This is a genomic window from Thalassotalea sp. Sam97 (assembly GCF_041379765.1).
Classification (GTDB): domain Bacteria; phylum Pseudomonadota; class Gammaproteobacteria; order Enterobacterales; family Alteromonadaceae; genus Thalassotalea_A; species Thalassotalea_A maritima.
Window position 1 is genome coordinate 2,347,981 of record NZ_CP166919.1, and the last position, 21,722, is coordinate 2,369,702.

Genomic DNA, 21,722 nt, shown 5'->3' on the forward strand with positions numbered 1-21,722 from the left:
AAGTATCAGGGAATTATTTATCAAGGTGCGCTAACTTTTCAGCGTGTTGCGACCAATTCTGTCCATCAAAATGATCGACTGGCCATGTTTGCCAATTGGTATCATCGAGACAACGCGCGTTAACACTGTAGCCATTAGGGTTAGAGCGAGGAACGTAAAACGATTTTATGCCGCAGTGTTTGCAAAAATAATGCTTCGCTACTTGGCTATTGAATTGATAAAGACTCAGCGCTTGCTCACCTTGGATCAAACGGAAATTATCGCGACTTACAATAAGATGGACAAACCCCGTTTTTGCACAAATAGAGCAATTACAATCCGTTAAATAGGGAACCTGTTCAACCTGAATTTCAAATCGTACGGCTTGGCAATGGCAACCGCCAGTTAAGGTTTTCATCTTGTGTGTTTATCCAAATCAATGATACCACGCTGTATCGCCCGCAGTGATTTTGAGCGAAATTCACGATAGTACAAGGTATAAACGACGGCAATACTGGCAACGATAAATAATATCGGATGAAAAAACCACCCCAAAGCCGCCAGTGAAAAATAATACGAGCGCAAGCCATAATTATATGAGTGACCAGCTTGATCTTGCACCGTGCCCATTTGTTTGGCGTAATCAAGCAAATGCGGCTTGGTGGTATTGGCGTCGACTGGCGCCGCACCAATCATAATATTGACAAAGCCATATTGGCGCATTGACCAAGTAAACTGGAAAAACGCCAACACGAAAATCATCACCAACAAACTGAGTTTAATTTGGATGGTGACCGATGATTGCACCGGTGTTAATGGTACCGTTTCTAATACCGTGATAACTTTTTCGACTTGGGTAAATAAAGTCAATACACCGGCAATAACCAGCAAGGTGCTGGAGGCGAAAAAGGCCACATGCCGCTCTAGGTTAGCTAATAGGGCCGCATGGGAAACGCGAGCGTCATTATCAAAAATATTTCGCATCCAATGAATACGGGTATGCTGCAAAACTCGTGCTAAACATGCCGTATTTTTTGCTTTATACCGAGAAAATTGCGTGTAACCTGTCCAACATACAAAAAACACCACCACCGCAACGATATCTATAAAACTTAAAACCACCCTTTTCTCCAGCTGACTGTCTCGTCCGCGTATACCGATATTTTATACCGTAATAACCAATTACTAAACAACAATTTACATTGAAGTTTTGAGCACACTGCGTTATAAAAACCAACCGTGTTCTCTTGATAGTGACAGTTCACGGCAACAAACAGTCGAGCGATTCAACAATAATAACAATAAAAAGCAATCATAGGGTGTAGTCATGACTTTGCTATTTCGTCGCCATTTGATGCCTAAACTTTTGGCATCAAGTCTTTTATCGCGTGCTCATAGCACAGCAACAGCGTTAGTACTTTGCGCTTCTACCTTGGTGCCAACATCCGCGATTGCTGAGCAAAGCGATAGCAAACAAAAGCAGCAATTTAGTATTCCTTACATTCAACAAGCACCCGTGCTCGATGGCGATGTAAGCGACAAGCTATGGCAACAAGCCGCTCACATTCCAGTAAACATTGTCAATTACCCTTATGATAATACCCCCAGTCCTGTACAAACGGATGCTTATATTTATGAAGATGGTGAAAATCTTTACTTAGCATTCATCGCGAAAGATCCCGAGCCGGAAAAAATTCAAGGCTTTATCAAAGCGCGTGACGCAGCATTTGCCGATGATATTGTGGGTATCAAGCTCGACCCGTTTAATGATCATCGTCTTGCCTATAAGTTTTTTGTTAACCCTAATGGCGTACAAAACGACGGCATCAGCAATGAAATGACGGGTGATGAGAATAATTTATGGGATGGCCTTTGGGACGCCTATGCCAAAGTCAGTGAAGATGGCTACCGAGTTGAAATGGCGATCCCCTATCGAGAGCTCAATTTTGATGAAAGCGTCGACATAAAAACGTGGGGGTTTGAGCTGATTCGTATCTACCCGCGAGATACCATTTTGCGTATTTCCAACATGCCAATCGATAAGAACAACAATTGTTGGGCGTGTCAAATGCAAGAAATGGTTGGCTTTGAACAAGCCAAGTTAGGGGACAATGTACTTCTTACCCCAAGCTTAGTTTATGGCCATGAATCAACGCGTGATATTTACCAAGAGCAAGATTGGCAAACCAATAAAGACGTTGATCTTGGTCTTAATCTGCGCTGGGGCATTACCCCAGACATTCTGCTTAACGCTACCATTAATCCCGACTTTTCAACGGTAGAAGCCGATGCGGGACAATTAACCGTAAATAAAACCAGTGCGTTATTTTTTTCCGAAAAGAGGCCGTTCTTTTTAGATAACGCTGAGTACTTCGCCACACCGTTCGACTTAGTACATACCCGCAACATCGTTGACCCAGACTGGGGCGCAAAACTCACCGGCCGAAACGGTCAACATGCCTTTGCCGCATTTGTAAGTAATGACCATAGCACCAGCTTTATTTTGCCGGGCAATTTATTTTCGACGGTCGGTAATGTCAACGAGCAAAGCTTTGCTGGCGCAGTACGTTATCGTTATGACGTCAATGATGATTTATCGTTTGGTGCCTTATCGACAGTGCGCGACTCCGACAGCTACCATAACAGCGTCATGTCATTTGATAGCAAGTACAAGTTATCACCAAGTAACACCATTAAAGCGCAATTTAGCGGCTCGCAAACCAAGTACCCAGAGGAGATACTCGCTGATTATTGCCCAAATGGTCAATGTTACCTAGCGTCATTGGTGGACGTAACTAACGAAACATTTACCGATAAAGCCTATTTGTTAGAGTTTGATCATCAAAGCGAGTTTTGGCGATTTAGTAGCGTATACCAGCACATAGGCCAGAAATTTAGAGCCGATTTAGGCTTTCAGCCTTACTCTGACTTCAATCGCTTTTCGACCAAAGTCAATCGCATGTTCTTTAGTGAGAATGCCTGGTGGTCACAAGCCATACTCGGTGCAAAATATGACATTAATCATAACGATAACGGCGAACTGATCAGCAAAGCCTCTGCCGTCAGCGGCACCATATGGGGTCCATGGCAATCGTTGTTTGATATTGTAATCACTCAAGAAGATAAAGTCGGTCTGCGCTTTGACAGCAATGTTCAAGCCATAGACGGCAATACCAACTTATACCATTTATATTACGCCGACGTTTACGGTGAACTACAGCCTTTACCTAACTTGTATGCTGGTGTATCACTGCGTATTGGCGATGGCGTTGATAATTTTAACGACCGCCAAGGGGATATTGTTGAGCTGGCACCAAACATCCGCTGGAATATATCTACTCACCTTGAAGCTAATGTCACCTATGTCTATGCCGACCTAAGCGTCGATGGTGATTACGTTTACAAGCAAAATATCGCCGATTTACGCATGACTTATGCCTTTGATGTAAACAACCTACTGCGTTTGACCTTGGTATACGATAGTGTGCAATTAAATCCGGATAACAACCCCAATCTTTACGGCTCGCTCGATAAAGAGCATAACCTGTCTACTGAGTTGGTTTATTCATATAAGCTCAACCCACAAACGGTCTTTTTCTTAGGTTATGCGGATAACGCCCGCAAAGATGGCGAGATATCTTCGCTAACAAGAAATCAGCGCAACGTGTTTATGAAACTCAGCTACGCTTGGCTGTAAGCGCCGTTGATATCAAGGAGGTGAGCTCTAACAACACTCTCACCTCCCTAATCATTATCATTTCCTCATCATTAACAATGAGCTACCAAGCAGTCCCCCTGATGGCTCATAACAAGGTCAAACGGCGCTTGCCTTTTAGCCCGTCATTAACACGCTTGTTATTAATCTACTGCGAAGGTAGTGGCGTTTGAGCGTCAGCTTGCTTTGCTTGTTGCTGTTTTTGCCGCGCGATTTCAATAATTTGTGGGTCGACTTTTTTGCGTTCATCAATCACCACCGTGGCAGAAATTTTATCTTGAATGGCTTGTCGATTTGCGTCCCAGTAGATTTGTAAAAAGCCTAACAATCCAGTCGCTAAGCCCGCGCCGTAACCACCGTAGCGACCAAAGCTTTCCCACAAGGTTAACGGCGACGCATCAAGTTGCAATACGCGAATGCCCATCAACCGTTTACCCGGTGTCTGCCCCTGCCACCAGGCCGTAAACACGGTAAAATAAAACGCAGCCCAACCAAAACCAAGCCCCAAATCATCAATGATTGCTTTAATGTACTCAACAAAGGAGTATATCGGTTTAGATGATTGCGGTTGATTTTCTCCTTGAGACGACGGTTGCCCCTGCTCTGCCCGCTGTTGACGAAGTTTACCGAGCTCGGTGTTATCGATGTGTTTTTGCACCTTGCCTTCAATAACCGTACCAATCGCTGCGTTAGGTTTTGCCTCGTTTAACGCTGCAGCTTGCTGCTCGCTAGCTTGAACACTAGGCGTATTAACCATATCAACCTTAGGACGTTCTTGGCTTAAGTCGTGATTGGACGCCTGATTCAGCGCCTTAAAGTCCTTGATATAAGCCTCAATTAAGTCGCTCTCCCAAGACTTTTCAACATCCAAACTGTCGATGATGGTTGTCATAAAGTTTCGTGCCTGCTCTTCGTTTAATTTCAAGTTCGACGCTTGCAGGGGAAGATCTTCAAGTCGTTTATACCAACACTCGTAGTTGCTACAGGGGGAGTCTTTTACTTGTTTACCAATCTTTATCATGTAGCCCGCGAGCGAGATACTGTCACCAATACCTAGCTCCTCAAAGCCCATATTGTCTTTACCTATATTGCTTGGCTTGTCATAAAACGGCTCTGTATCGGTGAAATGATAGGGTTGATCGTCAGATAAATACGTATTTATTAGGGGGGCAACTGTATCAAGCATGATCAGCAATAAAATCAAACAACCAATAAAGCGCAGTACCGCGCGTCGCTTTCGTCCTTTGACTTTACCAAGTTTTGCTGCTCGTTTTTTACTGCCTAATCGAAATACGAATATTGCGAGGCCAATAGCCAAGAACTCACCACCGGCGCTACTTAACATGGCAATTAATAACAGATCAAAAAGAATGGCAATTAACCGCTTATAAGGACTGGCAATCGCGGTGCCAAATAACTCCTCATTAACCGTAAAAGCAAACGGGGTGATCACTTCTTGCGTTTCATCGAACGATAATGTTTTCTTATTTTTTATAAACAATGCTTTCATCAGCGCTTGCCTTTGTCTATCACCCGAGCTGTTAACACTAGGGTTCAGGTTTTCATTCTATTGTCTTTATACATTGAGGTTTCATTATTTTGCATACAAAATCAACAAATTATTATCTCGTTCAAAAATAAATGACCTTCAACGAACGACTCAAAGAGTTGTTGTCATGTTAATCAATTCATCAATTCGCCAATAAAGGTAGCCATAGGCGTCGCCATTAAATATGGGAATATCAGTCATTATGGCGCTCCTACCATATATTCCAAAAAAAACTATATTACTAAAATAATTTAAGTTATTAGTTATAACTGACAATTACTTCTCGAAACACAAAAAGCTCAGTAATCTTATCTATAATTTAATGAGTATTTAGGCTCTCGTTAGCATTTGATAGGAATACAACATGTCAAACATCTATGAAGATAACTCGCTATCCATTGGTAATACGCCGTTGGTCAAAATTAATCGCATCACTAATGGCAATGTATACGCCAAAATTGAAGCGAGAAATCCAAGCTTCAGTGTGAAATGTCGTATTGGCGCCAATATGATTTGGGATGCTGAAAAATCAGGTAAACTCACCAAAGACATCACCATTGTTGAGCCGACCAGTGGTAACACGGGAATCGCCTTAGCGTTTGTGGCGGCTGCGAAAGGGTATAAACTCATTTTAACCATGCCAAACACCATGAGTTTAGAACGTCGTAAGCTATTGATTGCTTTAGGTGCCAAACTTGAATTAACGGATGGTGCCAAAGGGATGAAGGGCGCGATTGAAAAAGCAGAAGAAATCAAAGCACGAGATCCAGAAAAGCATCTTATTTTAGGTCAATTTGAAAACCCTGCGAACCCTGAAATTCATGAGAAAACCACTGGCCCAGAAATTTGGCAGGCGACCGATGGTAACATTGATATTTTTGTCGCGGGCGTGGGTACTGGTGGCACACTTACTGGTGTATCTCGTTACATCAAAAACACCCAAGGCAAAGCGATTCAGTCAATTGCGGTAGAGCCAGAAGACTCACCGATTATTGGTCAAGCGCTTGCTGGCGAAGAGCTCACCCCAGGACCTCACAAAATCCAAGGTATCGGCGCAGGCTTTATTCCTGGCAATCTGGATTTATCGTTAGTTGATGCCGCCGAGCGCGTATCAAATAGCGATGCGATGGCCATGGCACATCGATTAATGAAAGAAGAAGGCATTTTAGCGGGTATTTCATCAGGTGCGGCGATGGTTGCCGCCAAACGTTTAGCCGAGAAGCCAGAAAACGAAGGTAAAAATATCGTGGTTATTTTGGCAAGTGCTGCCGAGCGTTATTTATCAAGCCCACTGTTTGCTGATACCTTCACTGACAAAGAGCTAATCCAATAATTCATTGTTAACTCGATTTTAAAAGCAATACGCCTCATCAAAACCGCGCTATTTAAAGCGCGGTTTTTTATTACTTATTGCCTGACTTTAAATAACACACTGCCCACTTGCAGATCATGCCACTTAGGTTTTACAACCGCGATATCACCATTTGTAACCACACCTTTAAGGTAGCGTATCTGCTCTGGATTTGAGGTATTCATGTAAAACGGCTGCCACGCATCATTGTCTAATCGCCAGAGGTTGGCCGAAGTAACATCATTCACCTCATCGATAACCACGTACTCGGGCGCATCATCACCATTCAAATCTTGGGCAATAAAATAATAATTGTGGCCTCGATAAGTCGACCAACTGTGCGTGATTGTTTTGTCATACACCGTGCTTATCAGAGCTTCAGGAAAGGCCGTTTTATTAGGCCAAAATGTTACATGTTGCAAAAACTCTTGCTGAGAAAATGCCTCTTGCTGGCGTTGATTCACGTACATTCGCTCAATTATCACAACTTTATCGGGCGCTTTATCGACCAGGGTCGTTTTAAGCGCTTGCATCGCCACATAGCCTTGTCGCCCTAATGAACGGCCAACATATTGGTAATCAAAATCTTGGTAGCTTACTTTACCCTGCTCAAGACGATTTAGCTGACTAGCAACAGACCAACTTTGAAAGTTCATCAATGGCGTGTTAACCAACAACATAACCAGCAATACCACCAAGCCCATAACAACATTCACTTTGCTCGACATCCCAAGCCAAGCATCTCGTTTTTTCACAATGCCAATTAAATATGCAAACGAAAACATCGCTAATAACGCCCATATTAACCATGCCCAACAGCGATCGACGGTCAAGCCATATTGGCTTACTCGTAACCAAAGTCCATAGGCTGCAACAATGCTGTAAATTGGCAATACCGCAACACTAACAAACACGAGTCGATGCAAAAAAATCGGGTATGGTTGATGCTCATCGTTACCTTGGTAAACCGCATTTACAAAAAACAAAGTGAGTGCCTGTAGCCACATAATCAACAAGCTACCCGAACCGGTATTCCAAAGCGGTGCTAACCCCGTAAATGGCAAAGTAAACAAAAACGCTAACGAGATAAACGCCAAAGCGGGTAATAAAAATTTCAGTAACGTCTCGACAATCGCGGCTATGGTATCGGCACTGGTGACGATGCTTCTAAAAATAATGTTCGCAAAAGCAAAAGCTAAGGTAAGCGTCGGAATAACAAACCAGTCCTTTGTCAGTAACGACTTGAAGATATCAATACCAACAATGGCAAACAGTCCTGCGCCTAACAGTAAAATCCCCCAAAACACGGCCACAAACAGCACGCTTTCCGTAAAGATAATAAAATTACGCCACGACAACGTAAATAATTGTCCATAAGAAATTTGTTGCTGACTCATATATTGCTGCAAATACATTAACGCTTTAAACGAAGCGATAAGGCTGGTTAAAACAAACACAGCAATCACATTGCCATTATGAACCAAGGCAACCGGCTCTTGTTGCCAGCCAATATAGGCACCAATCAAAGATAGCAACACACTAAACGGCAAAACATAGCGCAAAGTTTGTTTTACATTATCTTTGTCTATGCAAAAAAACACCAATAACGGCAAACTAATAACCAAGGTGACCAAGGCAACAAGCCAAGCTGGCTCAGTACTAGGCCACACCTTTAATTCAACAGCACGGTACAACAAGGTAAGTAATACCCCTTGTACTGTTGCCAATATCAGCACCACACCTTTTGGAAACTGCCCCACCTTGTTACTCCATTGATTTGTATCATGATTTACATCCAATTTAAGGCAAGTAGAAAATATCGCAAGCGAATTTTTATACAGCGCATACGCGATTTTGGTTTCATCTTATACACTGTAAGTAAGCAGTCATTAACCGCTGTTTTTGGTAATAGACTCAGGACACGCACGTTGCATACACCGCAAGTGACGAAAAATAACAGAGGCCATGTTTGATGAGTAATGCAGCAAATAATAATGACCAAGGTGATTTTGCCTTTGCATCATTGCAGAGCATTCGCAATCGATTGCTTGATTTAACCGGTCGTAATCGCTTGCTTAATTTTCGTCACGGCCGAGGTGGCTATGTCCGTTTGATTGATGCCAGTCCTGATCAATTAGCCACACAGTTACTCGATGGTGACGCCTTTACCTTTACAGCCATCGCAGAGCCAAGCAGAGAGGAATTAATAAGAGACGACTACATCGACATTGATAGTGATGGTCAAGAGTTGATATTAAAGCCCTCGCCTAGCGCCAAAGAGTGGGCCGACATCAACGGCATCAATAGCAATTTCGATTTGCTCGATACGTCGCTAAACCAAGCAACCTTAGCGGGTCAGAAACCGCCCTCCAAGCACGGTGATACAACCATACAATCACTACTGTTTGCTAATGCGTTAGAGGGGCAATTACGACGTATTCGTAGCAAAGCGAATGCCGCCATAGAAGAAACCGGTGCCAACATTTTGTACTTGGCCTTTGGTTTTTTGCAATGGTTTGAAGACGACACTCACAGCAAGGCTAAACTGGCACCACTATATTTAATCCCGGTAAAAATAACCAAAGCGTCACTTAACAAAACGCTTGGTGTATACAACTATACGATTGAATACACCGGTGAAGAGCTGATGACCAACCTGTCACTAAGGGAAAAATTAAAGATAGATTTTCACTTACAATTGCCAGAGCTCAATGATGATATGTTGCCAGAGCAATATTGGCAGATCATTGAACAAAAACTATTACCACATAAATCAACGTGGCAATTAAAGGGGTATTGCACCCTAGGTATGTTCGATTTTAGCAAGTTATTGATGTACTTAGATCTTGCCCCTGAGCGCTGGCCACAAGGCGATTCGGGTATCCAAAACCATCCCATCATACAATCGTTTTTTGGCAAACAACACGCGTCTCATGAGCAGTCTTCTCAGGCGAGCACTCACGGTTTTTCAAGTGAGCACTTGCTTGATGAAATTGACAACATTCACCAGCAATATCCGTTGATTTACGATGCAGACAGCTCACAACACAGTGCGCTCATTGATGCTCTGCAAGGGAAGAACTTAGTCATAGAAGGCCCCCCTGGTACCGGTAAATCACAATCTATTACCAATTTAATTGCCGCTGCCATGGCGCGCGGAAAAAAAGTCTTGTTTGTTGCCGAAAAAATGGCGGCGTTGCAAGTGGTAAAAAAACGTCTTAGCAAAGCCGGACTTGGAGATTTTTGCTTAGAGCTACACAGCCACAAAACCCATAAAAAGCAAGTTTATGAAAATATTGCGCAGCGCTTGCAGCAACAAAGCAACTACCAATATCCCGATACCATCGATTTACATATAACTCTCTACGAACAGCAAAAGCGGCAGCTTAACCGCTACGCATCGCTTATTAATAGTCCTTGGCAACAAACAGGGAAAACCATTCAGCAAATATTAATGGCGGCGACCAAGTATCGCCTGCAATTTCCTGATATTGACATTGCTACACTCAAAGCGAATAACATCATCAGTACGAATATTACCGCTATCAGCATGCAGCAAGCCAGTGACGCCCTGCGCCGTTATATCGATGTTCATAAAGAAATATCCCAGCAACTAGGTAAACAAGCGTCATTAACCGAACACCCATGGTATGGTGTGACCAATAGCCAGTTACAGCTGTTAGACAGCGATGGTGTTTGCAGCTTATTAGCCGACTGGACCTCAGCGACACATCAGCTCCTCACCACTGTTCAACGCTTGCATCAGCATATCAACGCACAAAGCGAAAAAGGTGACACGGCTCTGACCATCTCTTTGTCAAGCATCGACATATTAATTGCCGATGCCGATCTGCTGACAAGCATACGACAAGGTCTAACAGATAAAGTCGACACCAGCGCTTTAACACGGTTAACCACGCAACATGCCGACACCTTGCACGCTCACATTGACACCTATCAACAACATCAAACCGAATGTAATGCATTACTACGGGTCTTTAACGCCGGTGTGTTTGCAGATGACAGCACGCGACAACAATTAAAACATGCTGTTGATGAGTTAGCCCAGCACCTTAATTCATCGCTGACGCTCAGTGATTGTGCAAGCAGTATCGAGAATTTAGCTGCCCTACCGACATTGACTCAGCAGCTGATTAACGACTTTAGCACCTTGGCACAACATGCACCTGAGCTTAGTACCTACCAAGCGAGCAACATCGGCGATTTACACACCCTGCATCACTATATCAGGTTAATTTCTGAGTTAGATAATACCTTATTAAGTCGTCGCCACTCGTTATTTGATAACGACCAATTAGATAACGATTTACCAATACTTAAACAGCATCTTGAAAACCTTGTGCAATTACGACAACAGCTAGCCCCTCTGTTCAAACTCGACGCATTGCCACCGGCCACAGAGCTTGACCAACTTAACCGTACCATCAGTGATGCGGGCTTTTTCCGCTGGTTCAGCAGCAAATGGCGTCAAGCAAAAGCAACATTATTGTCGTTAGCGACAAACGACAAGCCTTATAAAGAATTAGCATCTGCGCTGGCGTCATTACAGCGTTATCAAACAGAGCTTGAAGCTCTAAACAATACCCATCGTTACAGCGAACTTTTGCAACATGAATATCAAGGCATCAACACCCGCATCGACGACATTATTACCATAAGGGCTTGGTATAAGAGGGTGCGCTCGGCCTTTGGCATTGGCTTTGGCCATGATGTCGCTCTTGCCAGCTCGCTGTTTGGTTTAGATACTGACATTGCCAAGGGCATTAAGTATTTGGCTGAGCAAAGTACAATGTCGACCATGAACAAGTTAATTAGCACCTGGCAAGAGGTAATGACAAGCTTTGATCGCACCATAACAAGCCAGATAGAAAACGATTTAACGGATAACCATGTGACGCTTACATGCCAAACGTTAAGCAATCATTTATCGTTAGTTCTATCATTACTAAACACCTCATCGTCACATATCGATCAAACAAGCCTAGACCATTCCCTAAGCGAGATCAGCTCGCTAAGCAAACGCGTTGCCAATTTACATACCACACAGCAATCGTTTATCGCGCAAAACATTGTCGCACAGATGTTTAATGAGTCACTTAAACTGACACTAAGGGACGATTGCAGCGAGCAACTAACCATAATAACCAGCACGCTATCGTTATATCGGCAAATAACAACTCTGCAAAACCAAGCGCTTCGCCACTATGTATTGCATCACATCAGTGAACCTACGTTGCAAACACTGATAGATGTAAACAAAGACATTGAGCAAGCGTATCGACAATACCGGCAGCAACAACAAAGCTTTGTCGATGAGGTTAAGCTCGATATTCAGGCATGGCAGCAGCATCACGTTGATTTACCATCACTATTACAACGCAACCAACGCGCCTTACTGCAACCTCGTTGGCTAGGTCCGTGGCTCGATTTTTTGCGCCTAAAAGAAAGCCTGCACGCGCACGGCCTTGACCGACTGCTAAAAGCGTGTGATCAAGGTGACATCACCTTAGCGCACTTAGTCCCGTTATATCTGTACAGTATTTACGATACTCTCGCTCATGACATTATGCTCAACACGCCTGAGCTTGCGCAATTTTCAGGAGCCGAGCATAACGCGATCATCAAGCAATTTTGCGACATTGATGACCGCCTAAAACCGTTACAACAACAAAAAGTCGCCTATCAAATCGCCGAAAATGGTATCCGTGCAACACACACAGGGATTGCCACTGGTAAGGTCGCTAACTACAGCGAAATGGGGCTAATAAACCATGAAATAAATAAAAAAACACGGCATGTCCCGATAAGACAATTACTCAAACGTGCTGGTAAATCGCTACTCGCCTTAAAGCCATGCTTTATGATGGGCCCACATTCCGTTGCCAAATATCTGCGTCCAGGCGATATCGAGTTTGATATTATCGTCATGGATGAGGCGTCACAAATAAAGCCAGAAGATGCATTAGGCACCATCGCCAGAGGTAAACAAGTCGTGGTCGTTGGCGATCCCAAGCAACTGCCTCCTACCAGTTTTTTTGACCGAGCCATAGATAATGACGATGACGAGCTGACCGCCATCGAATTGTCTGAAAGTATTCTCGATGTGTCGTTACCCATGTTTTATGCCCGTCGTCTGCGCTGGCATTATCGCTCGCGTCACGAGAGCCTCATCGCATTTTCTAATCAACAGTTTTACGACGACAATTTAGTGGTATTTCCATCGCCTGCAAGCAACAGCGATGAATTTGGTGTGAAATTTACCTATATAAAAAATGGTCGTTTTGTTAAACAAAAAAATATTGAAGAAGCCAAAGTTATCGCCCACGCCGTGCGTAATCATTTATTACATCATGCCAATGAATCTTTAGGTGTGGTCGCAATGAGTGTTAAACAGCAAGAGCAAATCGATAACGCCATTGAAGCGTTAGCCAAAAGCGATGAGCAATTCGCCAATGCCTTAGTGACGAACGAGCAAAGCGAAGAGCCGTTGTTTGTTAAAAATCTTGAAAACGTCCAAGGTGATGAGCGTGACGTGATTTATATTTCATTTACCTACGGGCCTGCCGAGGTTGGTGCTAGTACCATGGCACAACGCTTTGGTCCGATAAACTCCAGTACGGGGGGACGACGCTTAAACGTATTGTTTACCCGCTCCAAAAAACGCATGCATGCCTTTAGCTCGATGACAGCCAACCATGTTGTTGTAAAAGACTCATCAAGTCAGGGCGTGCGTGCACTGCAGCAATTTTTGCAATTTGCACAAAGTGGGCAACTTGCGACAAAAGCCATCAACACCAGTGATAGCACCAGTGACTTTACCAGCGCGCTTAGTACGACCTTAAAAGGTAACGGATTTAACTGCACCGCCAATGTTGGTGTTGCCGGTTACTTTATCAATGTTGCCGTACAAGCAAGTAACCAACCTGGACATTACTTAATGGGGGTTGAAACCGATGGAAAAGCGTATTACGACGCTAAATCAGCACGAGATAGAGACAGGCTACTACCCGCCGCACCACGTCGGTTAGGTTGGCATTTAACCCGAATATGGTCCCCCGACTGGTATAAAAACCCACAAGCGCAAATTAACCCCATAGTGGAAACTCTAACCGCTCTCGACAACGAACTAAAAAAACAAACCGAAGTAACAGGCAACATCGAGGAAACAACAGAAATAGAGCAGGCGTTGCAACGAGAGCAACAACAAGCTGAAGAAATAAAAGATATCAGCGATTCCAAACAGACACTTAATGAAAAGCTTATTGCTTTTGAGCAGTATTTAATTACCACTCACAGCGATCCCGTCCCTAAAGCCAACCGCCTATTACGCCCTGCGATGATCGCTGCCTTATGTCAGTTTAAACCGACCTCAGAAAGTGATTACGTTGAGCTCATCCCCGACTTTTTACGCAGTGCAACGGCAAAAGCACACCAGCAGTATCTGCCCCAAGTGCTCGCCATTATTGCTGAAGATGAGCATGATAGCAGCTAAACACTTTAAATTTCTATCAAGCTTCTCTCGAATAGCATATAGCCTGAATTAGGTTTACCATCGGCTTACTAGTTAATCTAATAAGTCGGCGAATATCATAAAACTATTGCTCAAAACCCAAGAGCTTTGACATTTCATCAGCTGTAGCTTTTATGTTTACTTTTGCGGATTCTGCGTCAATTATCTGGGAGTCACCTAAAGACCCTATAAATGGCACAACTAATGCTGCTGCGATTTGTCCGGTGTCGTCATAAATTGGATAACCCACATCTGTGACCCCTAAGGTTTGAGCACTCACTATACTTTCAAAGCCTTGCTCTTGTACTCGCTCTAATATCGTTTTTAGTTCTTTTTTATTAGGCTTAGGGTGATTTTTAGGAACCCTATTTAGCATTACTTCCCTTTTCTCGTCATCTGAAAAAGCGAGTAGCAAGTGACCAGAACAGGTGTTTACTAATGGAGCTTCGGCACCTAATCTAACGCTAAAAATTCGTGCTGAAGGGGAGTCTTGCTGTACCACAACATGGCCTTTCCCTTCATAATATATAACAAGATGACAAGATTGCTCTATTGCATATGATAGTTTTCGCATCAATGGATTTGCGAGAGATGTTAACCTTTTGATTGGTGGAAATCGGTTGGCTAAATTGAACATTCTAAGTGTCAGGCGATACTTATCACTATCTTTAGACGTTTCAATATAACCGCGTTGCTCAAGTACAGCTAACATTCTAAATAATTCACCTACCGACTTATTTAGTCGAGATGTAATTTCGGCAATATTAAGGCCGTCAACCTCACTAGATAGCAACTCTAATAGGTCTAATCCTTTTTCTAATGCTGGGGCTGAGTATTGCTTCTTTTTAACTCCAGCTTCCTTGCCTTTTGTATCTTCAGTCATTTAAACGGCCTTTTCAACGTAAGTTATATCATTAATGTTCAATGCTCTGGAAGCATTATATAAGATGTCATTAAACCAAGTAATACATTTTATATATGAATTAAAAATTTCACCTACAAACCGAACATTAATGTATGTAAAACAGAGTTTAATGTTCATCCAATGAAAAAATCTTTACTATAGGCTTCCACTTTTCAGCACTATTTTCAATACTTTCTATTAGTTGAAAGTTTTCCATTAACCTTTCCCATTCCTGTACTTTTGGATTGTTGATATCTTGACTCGATTTTTTTTCAAAGCAAAAAGATTCGTCTACATCTAACACCATTATCAATTGAGTATTCGTACGATGTATTGTCATATTAACAATGCCTGAGCTTTTGATGCTATTTATAACCTCTGGCCATACATTTCCAGGCTTATGGTACTCTTCATATAAATCAATTAATTTAGGATTATCTTTTAACTCCATAGTTAAGCAGTGCAACATATTACCTCCATTCACTTAGAACGATGAACATAGTTGACCCTATAACCAAACACAGCAATCACAAAAAAGCTGAATAAAGGAATTAAGAAGGATGTTTGAACTGAAGGTATAGAGTTGATAAATGGCGAAGAATCAATCAAGTACGCTTGGAGTGGTGGCATCAATGCCCCACCGACAATAGCCATCACTAAACCAGCCGATGCCAAACTAGCATCTGCCTTCATACCTTGTAAGGAAATACCATAAATTGTCGGAAACATTAAGGACATACAACCTGATACAGCAATCAAACAATACAAGCCAAACTCACCTCCTACAAATATAACGCCTAGCAATAAAAGTCCAGCTAAAGCTGCTAACAACATTAATAGGTGTCCTGCTTTAATGAAACCGAGAAGGAAGGTACAAACAAACCTGCTAATCAAAAATATACTCATAGCAATTATGTTATAGTTTTGAGCCTCTGCTGATGTTAAACCGACAATTGTCATACCGTAATGAATGATAAACGTCCAGCACATGATTTGTGCACCAACATAAAATGCTTGAGCCATAACTCCTTCGATATAAGTTTTGTTTTTAAGCAACCTTGTAAATGTATCTTTTAATTCGTGTCGAGTAAAAGGATGGTCATGGTTTATCGTTTTTGGTAGCTTGATAAATAAAAATATACAAAATAAAACAGCAACAACAATTGATATGATTAAATAAGGAGTTCTAATAGTGATAAGGTCTGCTAATTGCATCGCTTGATGTTTAGTCGGTTCATCCAATGCAAACTTAGCCAAAGCTTCAGAAAGTTTACCATCAACAACTGAAGGTAATAAATTCTCATACTCGGGGTTTGAAGCCTTTTCTGTGGCTCTAAATTCTTCGACTTTTAACTTATTAAGAATTAATGTCGACGCGATTAACATCCCGGTTAAAGAGCCTATCGGATTAAATGCTTGCGCGAGATTTAGCCGCTTCGTTGCTGTCTCTGTTGGCCCCATAGATAAAATATATGGGTTTGCGGTTGTTTCTAACATTGCTAATCCGCATGTTAGAATGCATAAAGCGACTAAAAAATAATTAAACTCCATATATATACTGGCGGGTACAAATAGAAACGCGCCTGTTGAGTACAATGCTAATCCTAATAATACCCCCGATTTATATGAGTAATTACGAATAAATATCGCAGCAGGAATGGCCATCACACCATACCCCAAGTAAAACGCAAATTGCACTAAACTACTTTGAGCATTTGATATTAAAAAAACGTCTTTAAATGCCTTAACTAGTGGGTTAGTGATATCATTAGCCAACCCCCATAATGGAAATAACGATGCAACCAAAATAAATGGAATTATCATATCTCGTTGTAACACAGGTATTGTTTTTGAGGCAATAATCCGTGGTAATACTTTCTCTGACATAAAGTACTCGGCAAGTTTATATTAGTTTATGAATTATTATCAACCTTACTTAAGCTTAATAATTGTTTGGTTTGAACTACCATATAGGAAAGTCATCGGTATTGAAATAAACACCACCTAAAACAAAACTACAATGGCATTTATTTCAACTATTTATACACTAAAACCTAGCGGTAAAACCCAACGTCAGTGTACGTTCACGGTTGAAGGAACCATTGAAAGTTTCCTTTTGATAGTAAAAGTCTCTTCGCCCTTCTTCCGTTAGGTTATTAACATCAAAAAATACTGAAAAATGCTCCGATATATCATAACTAGCATTAAAGTTAACCCGTTCATCAGCCTCAGTAAATACCGCACTGCTATTTTCAGCCTGGGCACCTTGCCCTGGTAAATTGCGAAAGTAATCATCGCGATAGATATAACTTAGACGAACGCCTAAATCGCCCTTCTCAAAATATAAAATAGAGTTAAAGTTGTGCTTTGACGAACCAGGAAAACCATAACCATTATCACCTACATCTTCATCAAATTCGCTATCAGAATACGTATAATTTGCCTGTAAACCGAACCCTGACCATAATCCGTCTAAAAATATGAACGGTTGATTAAACCCAAGCTCAACACCTTGAACATTACCGTCCGAATAGTTTAGAGGTGTTCGCACATCGTATATTGTGTCACCTTGTCCTCGAAGCCTCTCCCGAGTAGTAACAGGGAAAACAAAGTCATTCACATCTTTATAAAATACACTGGCAACATAAGCTCCCTCACTTTCATTGTAATACTCTAACGTTGCATCAAAAATGTATGAAATCGTCGGCTCTAGCTTTGCATTACCGCGTTGTCCTGTAGGAATGTCACCAACGTTATATATTGGATTCGCGGCTTCTCTAGGCACTAAATCTGAAGGGTTTGGGCGAGACATAACTTTCGCGGCAGCGAGACGTAACGTCGTATCATAGCTAATGTCTAAACTTAGATTTGCGCTTGGCAAAAACTCCCAATAATCATTGCTCGTGTTTGTTGGCTCAGTAGTTTGATCAGGATTAATTCTGATCCCTTGCCCACTAAATTTTACATTTACAGCTCGCAACCCCACATTAGTCGAATAATCATAACCAAACATCTGCCCATACATGTTGGCTTCACCATATAGCGCAAGCACTTCTTCTTGATAAGAAAAAGAAGACGCAGGGTCCATGCCTAACTCATTTGTTTGGCCTAGAGCAGGAATCGCATCATAAAATACGTCTAAATCACCATCAGGAAAGTCATTAAACACATTTGAACCAGAATAAAAATTATAATCTGTATTCGTACTACCAATTCCAGCTTGACCAATAGCATAAAGCTCATCATCGGTTAAATCACCGCTGACACTTAAAATATTGGTACGAGTAGAATCCAGCTCTTCCTTTGTATATCTAGCGCCAAACTCTATTGATTCAATAAAATTACCAGATAATATATATTCAAAATCAGCTCTTGCGCCGTATTGCTCCCCTTCTAAGAAGACATCTCGCACAAGAGCTGCCCAAGAAGGAAATTGATAAGAAGCATTATCAATTTCACCCAAGTCTGCGTGGAATAGTCCGTTATTAGTATCAAAGCTTACTTGTTGAGCGTCAATGTCTTGCAATAGAATTGGCAGGTCTAAATCCTGAACATAATCGACATCTGAATAATGAAGATCAATGTTCATTTTAAAACGGCTTGAAATTTGGTAATCCATATTTATGCCACTTACAGACGACTCGGTTTTGTTACCAAATAGAAAAGGGATAAACTGAACGGTGACATTTTGCCCATCAGAAAAGCCTCCTTGCGAAACAGATTGAAGGGTTTTGTGACCATCAATATCAGTTATAACAACATCATCAGGTGAAAAAACTGAACCTGTTATAGCCGGCCCAAAAACTGGAGCAATTCGGTTTCGAATCGAAGCGTTGTCAAATGAAGTAAATACCGTATCTGCGGTTACCATCAGTTGATCATTTACCTTCCATTGCATCCCTGCTGCGAATGATTCACGTAACTGTGTTTCACGAATCGGTTCAAAATCAATAGCGTTGATTATATGTACATCCTCAATTATTTCGTCGGGAATACCGTCCCCAGTATTGTCAATTTGAATATCCTCCTGTAGTACCGTTGGAAACAACTGATCTCGACCGGGTTTAGATTCAGAGTCTAAATAAGACACATAAAACCCCAGAGAATCATCATCTGTTTTAGCCCCAAACAGCACACTACCCCGGTGGCCCAGCTCATCACCAATAGATCCTTTATCGCCTTGCAGAGTTAGTGAACCAAAATAATTTTTTCCATCTTTATACTGAAAAGCATCCAGAGCTTCTCTTGTTTTTAATTCAACTGAACCGGCTAGCCCAGACTCAGGATCACTCGCTGTCGGGGTTTTCTTTATAACAATCGTTGAAACTACATCCGTTGGAACCACTTCGAGATTGAATGAACGAAGATTAGACAACCCTTCCGTACCCGAGGACATAGCGGTACGACCATTAACTAAAGTTGTGACATAAGTCGGACCGAGGCCTCGAATAGACACTCGGTCACCTTCTTGACCGCCGTCATTACGTTCAATTTGTACACCTGGAATACGCTGAATCGCATCGGATATTGCAGCATCGGAAAACTTACCTAGGTCATCAGCTGAAATAGCATCAATAACCGAGTCTGCGCCTCTTTTCATATGCTGTGCTTTAAGAATACTACTACGGATGCCTTTTACTTCAATGACTTCAACATCTTTATCTTTTATTTGTGGAACTTCTTCTGCGTTTGCTGTAAAGGTCATAGGTAACGACATCGCTGTGACTGCCATCCCCTTGATTGCCATACTTACAAAATTCGCGGTTTTGTGTTGTACAAAACGAATTGCGCGTGCTTCAGGTTTCATAGATCTTCCCCAATTATCATTAAGTTAACCATCTCTTTTTGGAAGGCTTATTTCTAGATATTTTAAAGATTGTTTTGTATATAAAACAATCTTAGCCTCGCACAATATTTTCATATATGCAATTCAATTTCATATTTATATTTGAAAGACATGCAAATAACAAACATTATCAACAACTTAATTATCCAGGTTTGTTTTTTTTTACTTATTTACCTCATATTTTTCAATTTAATTACCAATAAAATCGTTGACATATTTTATCTCAAGAACTAATTTCGTATATGAAAATGTTTTTTATATATAACCAACGTGTTGTGTGTTATGAATATTTAATTCAAGAGGGGTTAGACCTCTGTGCTAGTAAACATCATTACAGAGAGGCTAAAGTGAAAAATAAAAAATTCGTATTACTTCATGAGGCTGATAACGTCCTCATTTGTTGTCAATCGGCTATGAAAGGTGACGTTGTCAAGCTACCTACTTGTGAATTCACTCTTCAAAGTGATATTGATGTAGGCCACAAAATAGCTTCAAAAAACATTGAAAATTCGCAAAAGATATTTAGGTATGGTGTACCTATCGGGTCTGCTACGGCAGATATAAAACAGGGGTGTCATGTTCATTTGCATAATATGAAAAGTGACTACATCCCCAGCCATACAAGGCAAGCAGTTAATGGAGACAATAATGGAAGGCTTTTTAAGAAGTGATGGTCGTAAAGGGATTCGAAATAAAGTTGTCGTTACCTACTTAGTTGAATGTGCTCATCACGTTGCTAGATCTATGGTTTCTGAAATTAATGATGACGATGTTCAATTAATAGGTTTCCCCGGCTGTTACCCTAACAACTATGCACTCTTTATGATGAAAAAATTATGTACTCATCCTAATGTTGGGGGGGTGTTGATTGTCTCCTTAGGTTGTGAAGGATTTAATAGGGAGGAGCTATATGCAGAGGTAAAGAACAGTGGTCGCCCTGTTGAAACATTAGTTATCCAAAATAATGGAGGTACCAAAAATACAATCAAAAAAGGCATAGAAACTACTAAGAATATCTTGGCCGAGATATCCAATGTTGAAAAAGTAAGTATGCAAATTGATGAATTAGTTGTAGGCACAATTTGTGGTGGCTCTGATGGTACCAGTGGTATTAGCGCAAACCCGGCAGTTGGTGCATGTTTTGATCAGCTAATAGACTTGAATGCGACCTGTATTTTCGAAGAAACCGGTGAACTAGTTGGCTGTGAACATATTATGGCAGGAAGAGCCGAAACGGAAGAGCTAGCAAATGAATTAGTAGCATGTGTAGCCAAAGCAGAACGGTATTATACAAAAATGGGTTATGGTAGCTTTGCTCCTGGAAATGCTGAGGGCGGGCTTACTACTCAAGAAGAAAAGTCGATGGGAGCTTACGCTAAATCAGGATCTTCGATGATTAACGGCATTATCCGTCCGGGTGAACACCCCAGCAAAAAAGGGCTGTTTTTACTAGATGTAGTTCCCGATGGAGATCCAATGTTTGGCTTTCCAAATATATCAGATAATCAGGAAATTATCGAAATGATAGCCTCTGGAGCATTAATGATCTTATTTACAACAGGGAGAGGTTCTGTGGTTGGCTCAGCAATTTCGCCGGTAGTGAAAGTTTGTGCCAACCCTCACACATATGAAAACTTGAAAGATGATATGGACATCAATGCTGGTCAGATTATTGTTGGAAATAAAACTGTTAAAGATGTAGGCCAACAAATTTTCGATTGTATTTTACGAATTGCAAGCGGGGGGAAATCTAAATCAGAAGAAATGGGTCATACCGAATTCCTTTTGACCTATAAAGCATTTGATAAATTAGGGCCATCTTGCTACGCAGGATAATTAAGCTAAGG

At 41.6% G+C, this 21,722-nt stretch carries 13 protein-coding genes; 5 read left to right on the plus strand and 8 right to left on the minus strand.

The features are described 5' to 3' along the window. Window positions 1-13 precede the first annotated feature (13 nt). Entirely contained in the window at window positions 14-397 is a 384-nt protein-coding gene (locus ACAX20_RS10470; RefSeq protein WP_371186017.1) for a GFA family protein, read from the minus strand. Continuing rightward, window positions 394-1,101, minus strand: coding sequence for a DUF599 domain-containing protein (locus ACAX20_RS10475; protein ID WP_371186018.1), 708 nt, complete (start codon window positions 1,099-1,101; stop codon window positions 394-396). Before ACAX20_RS10475 ends, ACAX20_RS10470 begins: the two co-directional genes overlap by 4 nt. 205 nt (window positions 1,102-1,306) lie before the next feature. Here ACAX20_RS10475 and ACAX20_RS10480 point away from each other — a divergent pair, with 205 nt between their 5' ends. Then, on the plus strand, window positions 1,307-3,676 hold the full coding sequence (locus tag ACAX20_RS10480) for a carbohydrate binding family 9 domain-containing protein (protein ID WP_371186020.1): 2,370 nt from the start codon (window positions 1,307-1,309) through the stop codon (window positions 3,674-3,676). Between the two features lie 166 nt (window positions 3,677-3,842). Here the strand turns inward: ACAX20_RS10480 and ACAX20_RS10485 are convergent, their stop codons facing one another. After that, window positions 3,843-5,204 carry an RDD family protein gene (locus tag ACAX20_RS10485; RefSeq protein ID WP_371186022.1) on the minus strand — a complete coding sequence of 454 codons (1,362 nt, stop codon included), beginning with the start codon at window positions 5,202-5,204 and terminating at the stop codon, window positions 3,843-3,845. 403 nt (window positions 5,205-5,607) lie between these two features. Here ACAX20_RS10485 and cysK point away from each other — a divergent pair, with 403 nt between their 5' ends. Continuing rightward, window positions 5,608-6,576 carry a cysteine synthase A gene (gene cysK / locus ACAX20_RS10490; RefSeq protein WP_371186024.1) on the plus strand — a complete coding sequence of 323 codons (969 nt, stop codon included), beginning with the start codon at window positions 5,608-5,610 and terminating at the stop codon, window positions 6,574-6,576. A gap of 74 nt (window positions 6,577-6,650) precedes the next feature. Here cysK and ACAX20_RS10495 read toward each other — a convergent pair whose 3' ends face one another. After that, a complete protein-coding gene (locus tag ACAX20_RS10495; RefSeq protein ID WP_371186026.1) occupies window positions 6,651-8,354 on the minus strand; it encodes a DUF4153 domain-containing protein in 1,704 nt (567 codons plus the stop codon). A 212-nt stretch (window positions 8,355-8,566) separates the two neighbouring features. Here ACAX20_RS10495 and hhe point away from each other — a divergent pair, with 212 nt between their 5' ends. Then, window positions 8,567-14,107 carry a DUF4011 domain-containing anti-phage protein Hhe gene (gene hhe, locus ACAX20_RS10500; protein ID WP_371186027.1) on the plus strand — a complete coding sequence of 1,847 codons (5,541 nt, stop codon included), beginning with the start codon at window positions 8,567-8,569 and terminating at the stop codon, window positions 14,105-14,107. A 103-nt stretch (window positions 14,108-14,210) separates the two neighbouring features. Here the strand turns inward: hhe and ACAX20_RS10505 are convergent, their stop codons facing one another. The 4 genes from ACAX20_RS10505 to ACAX20_RS10520 all read right to left on the minus strand — a co-directional run bounded on the left by ACAX20_RS10505 (window position 14,211) and on the right by ACAX20_RS10520 (window position 19,836). After that, entirely contained in the window at window positions 14,211-15,008 is a 798-nt protein-coding gene (locus ACAX20_RS10505) for an IclR family transcriptional regulator (protein ID WP_371186029.1), read from the minus strand. 148 nt (window positions 15,009-15,156) lie between these two features. Further along, window positions 15,157-15,480 (minus strand): L-rhamnose mutarotase, encoded by a 324-nt coding sequence (locus ACAX20_RS10510; protein WP_371186030.1) that lies wholly within the window; start codon window positions 15,478-15,480, stop codon window positions 15,157-15,159. A gap of 29 nt (window positions 15,481-15,509) precedes the next feature. Continuing rightward, window positions 15,510-16,916: an L-fucose:H+ symporter permease gene (gene fucP, locus ACAX20_RS10515; RefSeq protein ID WP_371186032.1), complete on the minus strand. Its 1,407-nt coding sequence runs from the start codon at window positions 16,914-16,916 to the stop codon at window positions 15,510-15,512. A gap of 160 nt (window positions 16,917-17,076) precedes the next feature. After that, on the minus strand, window positions 17,077-19,836 hold the full coding sequence (locus ACAX20_RS10520) for a TonB-dependent receptor (protein ID WP_371186034.1): 2,760 nt from the start codon (window positions 19,834-19,836) through the stop codon (window positions 17,077-17,079). A 281-nt stretch (window positions 19,837-20,117) separates the two neighbouring features. Between ACAX20_RS10520 and ACAX20_RS10525 the strand changes: the two genes are divergently transcribed. Together ACAX20_RS10525 and ACAX20_RS10530 are read left to right on the plus strand one after the other, a co-directional pair. Beyond that, complete coding sequence (locus ACAX20_RS10525; RefSeq protein WP_371186035.1) at window positions 20,118-20,546, plus strand: UxaA family hydrolase; 429 nt, start codon at window positions 20,118-20,120, stop codon at window positions 20,544-20,546. Further along, complete coding sequence (locus tag ACAX20_RS10530; protein WP_371186037.1) at window positions 20,524-21,711, plus strand: UxaA family hydrolase; 1,188 nt, start codon at window positions 20,524-20,526, stop codon at window positions 21,709-21,711. The genes ACAX20_RS10525 and ACAX20_RS10530 overlap by 23 nt, the downstream gene beginning before the upstream one ends. Window positions 21,712-21,722: the final 11 nt, after the last annotated feature.